This is a genomic window from Ruminococcus callidus ATCC 27760, from assembly GCF_000468015.1.
GTDB lineage: Bacteria > Bacillota > Clostridia > Oscillospirales > Ruminococcaceae > Ruminococcus_C > Ruminococcus_C callidus.
In genome coordinates this window covers 1-622 of the sequence record NZ_KI260353.1, presented here as the reverse complement: position 1 = coordinate 622, position 622 = coordinate 1, and the positions used below count along the sequence as shown (strand labels likewise).

General features: G+C 55.6%; 1 protein-coding gene. It reads right to left on the bottom strand.

Annotation, left to right across the window (positions count from 1 at the left end; translation table 11 throughout):
* Positions 1 to 27 precede the first annotated feature (27 nt).
* A complete protein-coding gene (locus RUMCAL_RS04800) occupies positions 28 to 468 on the bottom strand; it encodes a DUF4190 domain-containing protein (protein ID WP_341349358.1) in 441 nt (146 codons plus the stop codon).
* Positions 469 to 622: the final 154 nt, after the last annotated feature.

The following is a 622-nucleotide window of genomic DNA, read 5'->3' as shown; positions in this document are numbered from 1 at the left end:
GCCAGACGCTCTTTGTGCGGTATTGCCTTAAATGTAGGAAAACAGCAGCCGAATCAGTACTGCCAAAGTCGCTATGGAGAGAAGCGCCAGCAGCACGCCGATGCAAAGCCCGATGATCGAGCAGACCATGCCGCCGGTCGCCAGAGCCGTGCTGCCGCGGGGGTCACGGCTGCGGATTTCTCCGCGGGCAATGATGCCCAACGCCACGCCGGCAGCCCCCAGCGGAATGCTGTTGAAACAGAAGAAGCCTCCCACCGAATCGATCAGGAGCAGCAGGCAGGACAATATCGAACAGATGCCCAGCACCAGCGAAGTGACTGCCAGACAATTGCTGCTGTTTTTCCGGAGCGGCGGACAGGGCGGCAGATCTCCCGCCGGAAATGTCAGCGGCAGCCCACAGGCAGGACAGTAGGCCGTACCATTTTGCAAAGCCTGCCCGCATCTGGGACAGAAGAAATATTCGCCCACGTTCAAAGCCCCCTCCTCCAGTCAACAATAGTATAGCATATGTTGGATAATTTGTCAAATTTCTGTGGCGTTTCCGGTTGGGATTTTTTTATAACATCAGAAATATAAGCCTTCCTTTTGTTTAGGCTCCCCTTTAGGGCACCCGTAGGGCGTG